Here is a 6,756-nt window from a genome sequence, read left to right as displayed (position 1 = left end):
AGTTGGAGCAGAATTTCCCGCTAAGCCAAGGCTCAGGCTCGTGCTGAGCGATCCAGCCCACGGTGCTCCGCCCGCGAAGTTGCAACACTCGGGTCATGACCCCTCAGCCAGCTCCGCTCTCCATCGGACAACTGGCCACCGAGACCGGTGAACGGGTCAAGACCTTGCGCTACTGGACCGACCTTGGCCTCCTCCAGCATGAACGCAAAGAGAGCGGCTACCGGATGTACACCGCAGACAGCACGGAGCGCGTACAGTTCATCCGTTCCGCCCAGCACGTCGGATTTACCCTCGGCGAAATTGCTCGCATCCTCAGCCTCCGCGCGGAGGGTCAGAAGCCCTGCACGGATGTCCGTGACGAGTTGCAAGTGCATCTCCGGGCCGTCCGCCAGCAGCTTGCACAGCTTCAGGCGTTGGAAGCTGAACTCGCCCAACGGCTGGCGTACGCTCAGGCTCACCCCGATCCCGAGTGTGATACCGCAGGCTGCGTGTACCTGAATCCGCCTTCCCCTTGACTCTCCCCTTGAGGGGAGACTTTAGCCTTGGGTATGGAACCCACCTGCTGCGTCCCCAACGCTCAGGGGCAGGACGTCACGTCCTGCCCGGTCAGTGGCACCCGCGGAAAGGGCGTGCCACTGATCACGCTCAAGGCCCTCCTGACCCCACCCGCGCTGGCCAGGCTGGAGCCAGAGGACGCCTTCCGGTTGTGCCCGGACCCCACTTGCGATGTGGTGTACTTCAGTCCCACCCAGACCTACCGCAGTAGGGACCTCAAGGTGCCTGTCCTCCAGAAGGATCAGGCTCCAGAGGTCCCGGTCTGCTACTGCTTCGGACACACCCGTGCCGACCTCACCCAGGCGGCCGTCTCAGACACAGCCGATGCTCTGGATGCTTCCATCCGCGCTCATGTACAGGCGGGGCGCTGCGGCTGTGAGGTGAACAACCCGCAGGGAAGTTGCTGCCTGGGAAATGTGGTGACCTTCCTGCGGACCCTGGGTAGCCGGGAGCAGGTATGACGCGCTACGACGCCGTGGTGATCGGCGGGGGAATGGCGGGTCTCCCCCTGGCCCTCAAACTGGGCTTCAAGGGACTCTCCGTCGCCCTGGTCGAGCGGGATCAACTGGGCGGTACCTGCCTCAATCGGGGCTGCATTCCCACCAAGACCCTGATCGCCAGTGCCCGCGTGGCGCATGTCGCACGGGAAGCCGCCCACTGGGGAGTTCATGCCGGACCGGTCGAGGTCAAGCTGCCCGAGGTGATGCGGCGCAAGGACGACCTGGTGAACAGCGTGCGGCAGGGGGCGGAAGTCAACGTCCAGAAGAACCCGAATGTTATCTTGATCCGGGGGCAGGCCCGGTTCACCGGGCCGCAGGTCCTGGACGTGGACGGGGAGACCATCGAAGCCGCGCGCGTGTTCATCAATACCGGGAGTCGCCCAGCGATGCCGGGCATCGCTGGGCTGAACGACGTGCCCTTTCTCGATTCCACTAGCGCCCTGCACCTGACGGAACTGCCTGGACACCTCTTGGTCGTGGGTGGGGGGTACATCGGGGTGGAATACGCGCAGATGTACCGCCGCTTCGGCTCGGAGGTGACCCTGGTGCAGCGCGGCCCGCACCTCCTGAGCGAGGAGGACGAGGACATCGCGCGTGCTTTGGAGCAGGCGCTCGCGCAGGAAGGCATCACCATCCTCACCGGGGCCACCGCGACGGCCGTCGAAGACACGAACGGTCAGCTCCGCCTGACCGTCCGTGTAGACGATGCGGAACACGTACTGGAAGGTTCGCACCTGCTGGTCGCCGGGGGACGCCAGCCGAACACGGATGAGTTGAACCTTCCGGCGGCCGGAGTCGCCCTGGATACCCAGGGTTTTATCCGGATCAACGACCGTCTGGAAACGAACGTACCGGGCATCTGGGCGCTGGGGGACGTGCGGGGCGGCCCGATGTTCACCCACACGGCACGGGACGACGCCCGGGTGGTGTACGAGAACGTCACGAAACAAGCTGGGCTTTCCATCCGCGACCGGGTGGTGCCCTACGCCGTGTTCAGCGACCCGCAGCTCGGCCGGGTGGGGCTCACCGAGCGCGAGGCCCGGCAGCTCGGGTACCGGGTGAAGGTCGGGCGCTACGAAGGGCGCAAGATTGCGAAAGCACGGGCCCTGGGGGAAACGGCCGGATTCATCAAGGTCGTGGCGGATGCGGACACGGACCGGTTGCTGGGCGCAGCGGTCCTGCTGGCCGAGGGTGCGGAGATCGTCCATGAACTCATCACGGCCATGCACCTGGCAGCGAAGTACACCGACCTGCGGGACATGCTGCACATTCATCCCACCCTCGCTGAGGGCTTGTCGAGTGCTCTGGGCGGCGTGCATTTCGAGGAGGGGATCTGAGTGACGAAACGTCGTGAACGTCCCCTTCCCCTGGTCTTCCCACGTCGCCCATCCAGGGTCCGGCAGAGGATAGGACCAGCGGCCGTCCCGTTGCTTGTCGCCGTGTTGTGCTGCGTATCCCACACCCTGCTGGTGTCGGGTCTGGTGATGGGCGGACTGAGCCTGTTCACGGGCTGGTGGCCCGTGCCGTTTCTGGTGATCGGGCTGCTGCTCCTGGGAAGGGTTCTCTGGCCGCATCGTCTTTCGTGAAGTTCGCGGGGGCTTCAGTGGCGCTGGCGGCGCCAGCGCCTCAGCTCGGCATCCGCGGTGCTGTCACTCACCTCGGCGTACCGCAAGGTCGTCTGGATGTGCTGGTGACCCAGCCGCTTGCGGATGGTCGCCAGACTCACGCCCCCGTTGACCAGTTCCGTCGCATGGCTGTGTCGGAGTTGGTGAAGCGTGCAGGTCACACCTGCACGCCTGGCGTACCCCTGCCAGCGTTCCTGCACGCTCTGGTAGCGGAGGGGTCCCCCGCGACCGTTCTTGGTCGCCTGGAACAGCGGCCCGTGCGTGTACCCCAGCGTTCTCAGGTAACGCCGCAGGGCACTCACCAGCCTGGGATCATCCAGCAGCACTGTCCGCTTCCGACTTCCCTTCCCCAGCACGGTCAGGTGCTCATCCCCCCGCGTCAGGTCGAGGTCTTCGACATGGATGCCCAGCGCCTCACCGATTCGCAATCCCGTTTCGAAGACCAGCCTGAACAGCAGGGCATCCCGCGCCTGTTCCGGCGGGATCACCGCGAAGATGCGCTCGATGTCTTCCCGTCGCAGCCCTCGCGGATGCGGGGGTGGCAGGCGGGGATGTTCCAGGTGACGGGTGGGATCGCGGTCCAGCAGGTCATGTTGCAGCGCCCAGCGGCAGAAGCGTTCCAGTGTCGTCTGCTTCCGGCTGCGCGTCGCGGGCGCCCAGTGTGGATGAACCGCAAAGTAGGCCTCCAGGGCTTCTCTCTCCAGACCGTGCGCCGTTTCCCGCAACCAGCCGGTCAGGTGGCGCAGGTCCGCGCGGTAGGCGCGGACCGTCTGGGGGCTCCGGTGCAACTCAGCCAAAAACCGTTCCGCTTGGCTATTCAGTGTGGTCGCGTCCACATCCCCTCCGTTCCTGCGATAAGTGTAAAACGTGGGGCATGAGACGGGAGACCTGGGCGCGCCGTTGTTCGGGGGAAAGAAGGAGGAATCCAGTGATAAGGAGATTTACTGAAGGAACCCGTGCCCGTTGAATTCCTCAGCGACGAACAGGCGGCCAGATATGGGCGCTTCCACACCGACCCGACCCCCGAGCAGCTCACCCGTTACTTCTACCTCAGTGAACAGGACCATGCCCTGATCGCCGGACGACGGCGTGAGCACAACAAGCTGGGCTTTGCCTTGCAGCTCTGCACCCTGCGCTTCCTGGGGACGTTCCTATCCGATCCCACGCTCGTCCCCGCGAGTGCCGTTCAGACCCTGGCCACCCAGCTTCACCTCGACTCCACTGTCTTTCCCGACTACCGGAGACGAGTCAGCACCTGGTACGAGCACCAGACGGTCATCTTGACGCACACGCACCACCGCCCCTTCGACGACTTCCAGGCGTTCCGCCTGATCCGCTGGCTGTACGCTCAGCTCGCCGTCAGCACCGTTCGCCCCAGTGTCCTGTTCGACCTGACGACCGCGCACCTTGTCTCCCAGCAGGTGGTGCTTCCCGGCGTGACGGTCCTGGCCCGCCTGGTCGCTCGCGTGCGCGAGCGGGTCAGCCAGCAGACCTTCGAGGGCCTCAGCCGCCGACTGACCCGCGAACAGCGGGCCAACCTCGAAGCCTTGCTGTGGCTGCCGGAAGGCCAGCGCCTGACGCTGCTGGAAGTGCTGCGCACTTCCCCCACCCGCGTGACATCCCCGGCACTCCATGCCGCGATTGGGCGCGTGGAGCAGATCCGGGCCGTGGGCATCGGGGAGGTCAACGTGAATGACCTTCCCGAGTCCCGGCAGGCTCTACTCGCCCGGCACGCTCAGACGGCCTGGGCGCAGACCTTGCAACGGATGGGTGAGGAACGGCGGCTGGCGACCCTGCTGATCTTCGTCCAGCACCTGGAACGCACTGCGACCGACGATGTCCTGGACCTGTTCGATGCCCTGATGACCACCCTGGCCCTCAAGGGGGAAGCGAAGCGGCGGCAGGAACGCTGGCGCACACTGAAGGACCTCGACCAGGCGGCCCTGGTGTTAGGTGACGCGGTGCGCGTCCTGCTGGACACGGACATCCCCGAGCGGGATATCCGCCGGGCCGTGTTCGGTCAGGTGGGTGAAACCCGGCTCCGTGAGGCGGTGTCCACCGTGCGGGAACTGGCCAGTGAGGACGACGATCCAGCACCGCAGGCCTTGAGCGGCTCTTACACGACGGTCCGGCGCTTCCTGCCCGCGCTGCTGAGCGTGATCGAGCTGGCCGGGACACCCTGCGCCAAACCCCTGCTGGACGCCTGGAGATTCCTGCGGCGGATGGAAGCTGGCGGGCGGGGGAAACCCAGGTGGAGTGAGGCCCCGCGGGCGTTCGTGCCCAGATCCTGGGAACGCCGGGTGTTTCCGCTCAGAGGTGAGGTCAATCATCAGGCCTACACCCTCTGTGTGCTGGAACGCCTGCAACAGGCGATCAAGCGCCGCGAGGTCTTCGCGCCGAGTGGCGAGCGGTACGCTGACCCCCGTTCGGAACTGTTGCAGGGCCCGGACTGGGAAGCCGCGCGGGACGATCTGTCCCGTGCCCTGGGTCGCTCCCTCGATCCGGGGGTGGAACTGGATCTGCTCCGCACCGAGCTGGCCGCTGCCTACCGTGAAGTTGAGGAGAACTTGACGCACAACACCGCGTTGAACCTGGAGGTGCGGGAGGGCCACACGCGGGTGAATCTCACCCCTCTCGAAGCGCAGCAGGAACCGCTCAGCCTACTGCATCTCCGCGAGCAGGTGTCCCGGCGCCTGCCGCCGGTGGACCTGGCTGCGCTGCTCCTGGAAGTTCATACCTTCACCGGATTTGCAGGTACGTTCACCCACCTGACCGACGGGAAGGCGCAGGTGCGGGACCTGCCTCTGAGTGTCTGCGCGGTCCTGCTGGCGCAGGCCTGCAATATCGGCCTGAAGGCTGTCGCCCGGGCAGAGCATCCGGCCCTGACTCTCTCACGTCTGTCGTGGGTGCAGCAGAACTACGTCCGGGCGGAGACCATGACTGGCGCGAATGCTCGCCTGGTGGACGCCCAGGCCGATCTGCCACTGGCACAGAGCTGGGGCGGTGGGGAGGTCGCTTCCGCCGATGGACTGCGCTTCGTCGTGCCCGTCCGTACGGTGAGTGCGGGCTGGAACAGCAAATACTTCGGCGCCCAGCGGGGCGTGACGTACTACAACTTCACCAGTGACCAGTTCACGGGCTTTCACGGCATCGTCGTGCCGGGGACGCTGCGGGATTCACTGTTCATCCTGGCGGGTCTGCTGGAGCAACAGACCCAGCTCGATCCCCGCGAGATCATGGCGGACACGCATGGGTACAGCGATGTGGTGTTCGGCCTGTTCACGCTGTTGGGCTACCGGTTCAGTCCCCGCCTCGCTGATCTTGCAGATCAGCGGTTCTGGCGTCTGGAGAAGGACGCCGATTATGGTGCCCTGAACGACCTGAGCCGCCATGCAGTGAATCAGCGGCGGATCGCGGAACACTGGGAGGACATGCTGCGGTTGGCCGGGTCATTAAAGCTCGGCAAGGTGAAAGCGACGGCGGTGATGCGGACGCTCCAGCGAGGGGGTAGCCTCTCCGGGTTGGGACGCGCGGTGGCGGAGCTGGGCCGGATCGAGAAGACGCTGTACCTGCTGGCCTACGTGCAGGACGAGGCGTACCGTCGGCGCATTCTGGTGCAACTGAATCGCGGGGAGGGACGGCACGCGGTAGCCCGGGCCGTGTTTCACGGGCGGAAAGGGGAACTGCGCCAGCGGTACCGGGAAGGGATGGAGGATCAGTTGGGCGCACTTGGCCTGGTGGTGAACGCCATCGTGTTGTGGAACACGCGGTATATCGGGGTGGCGCTGGGCGACCTGCGGCAATCGGGAACGGCGGTGAACGACGAGGACGTGGCGCGGCTGTCCCCGTTGCTGCACGAGCATGTGAACATGCTCGGCCGGTACGATTTCACGCTCCCGGATGAAATCGCCAGCGGGCAGCTCAGACCCCTGCGCGACCCGGACAGCTTCGAGGCGTTCCTCGCCCAGCTCCCTTAGCGGGAACTTCTGTTCCAACTCTAGTGCGTAGCTAAGAAAGTTTCACAGGTTTGTAGCGAGGGTAGAGGCGTTTGAGCTTGATCCGGGCATCTTCCGTTC

General features: G+C 65.4%; 5 protein-coding genes. 4 read left to right on the top strand and 1 reads right to left on the bottom strand.

All coding sequences use genetic code 11. The features are described 5' to 3' along the window. Window positions 1–95 precede the first annotated feature (95 nt). Genes K7W41_RS23050 through lpdA form a run of 3 tightly spaced genes read left to right on the top strand, consistent with a single transcriptional unit; the run spans window position 96 to window position 2,392 of the window. Window positions 96–515: a MerR family DNA-binding protein gene (locus tag K7W41_RS23050; protein WP_119761311.1), complete on the top strand. Its 420-nt coding sequence runs from the start codon at window positions 96–98 to the stop codon at window positions 513–515. Between the two features lie 33 nt (window positions 516–548). Then, entirely contained in the window at window positions 549–1,016 is a 468-nt protein-coding gene (locus tag K7W41_RS23045) for a putative iron-sulfur cluster-binding metallochaperone (RefSeq protein ID WP_119761309.1), read from the top strand. Next, window positions 1,013–2,392: a dihydrolipoyl dehydrogenase gene (lpdA, locus tag K7W41_RS23040; RefSeq protein ID WP_119761307.1), complete on the top strand. Its 1,380-nt coding sequence runs from the start codon at window positions 1,013–1,015 to the stop codon at window positions 2,390–2,392. The genes K7W41_RS23045 and lpdA overlap by 4 nt, the downstream gene beginning before the upstream one ends. A 263-nt stretch (window positions 2,393–2,655) precedes the next feature. Here the strand turns inward: lpdA and K7W41_RS23035 are convergent, their stop codons facing one another. Beyond that, window positions 2,656–3,516: a tyrosine-type recombinase/integrase gene (locus K7W41_RS23035; RefSeq protein ID WP_224612871.1), complete on the bottom strand. Its 861-nt coding sequence runs from the start codon at window positions 3,514–3,516 to the stop codon at window positions 2,656–2,658. Window positions 3,517–3,636: 120 nt separating this feature from the next. Here K7W41_RS23035 and K7W41_RS23030 point away from each other — a divergent pair, with 120 nt between their 5' ends. Beyond that, window positions 3,637–6,657, top strand: a complete 3,021-nt coding sequence (locus tag K7W41_RS23030) for a Tn3 family transposase (RefSeq protein WP_224612870.1) — start codon at window positions 3,637–3,639, stop codon at window positions 6,655–6,657. Window positions 6,658–6,756 lie beyond the last annotated feature (99 nt).

The sequence above is a fragment of the Deinococcus multiflagellatus genome (genome assembly GCF_020166415.1).
Lineage (GTDB): Bacteria > Deinococcota > Deinococci > Deinococcales > Deinococcaceae > Deinococcus > Deinococcus multiflagellatus.
This window is presented reverse-complemented; position numbering and strand designations above follow the sequence as displayed.